Genomic DNA, 289 nt, shown 5'->3' on the forward strand with positions numbered 1-289 from the left:
CGCGCAGACGATCCCGGATGCCATCGCGGCCGCCAGCATGAATGCCGGCTATCCGGCCCGCCCGACGCAGGAGCAAGGCAGTTGACATGCATGACCGCGCCCTGATCCGCACCGGCGCCGCAGGCGCCATTGTCGTTGCGATCTGCTGCGCGGCGCCACTCCTTGCCGTGCCCCCGCCGCTGGCCGGCCTCGGCGCGTGGTTGACGGGTTCGGGTCTGGTCGTGCTTTCCCTGATCGCCGCGGGCCTCGGGCTTGTCGCCTGCGGCATCCATCATCGCCGTGCAAAGGT

1 protein-coding gene is annotated in these 289 nt (G+C 70.6%); it reads left to right on the forward strand.

Annotation, left to right across the window (positions count from 1 at the left end):
* Positions 1 to 86: 86 nt before the first annotated feature.
* A partial coding sequence (locus ACG9ZB_RS17135; RefSeq protein ID WP_419326835.1) for a mercury transport protein occupies positions 87 to 289 on the forward strand: 203 nt, incomplete at its 3' end.

The sequence above is a fragment of the Acinetobacter johnsonii genome, assembly GCF_048551975.1.
Taxonomy (GTDB): domain Bacteria; phylum Pseudomonadota; class Gammaproteobacteria; order Pseudomonadales; family Moraxellaceae; genus Acinetobacter; species Acinetobacter johnsonii_A.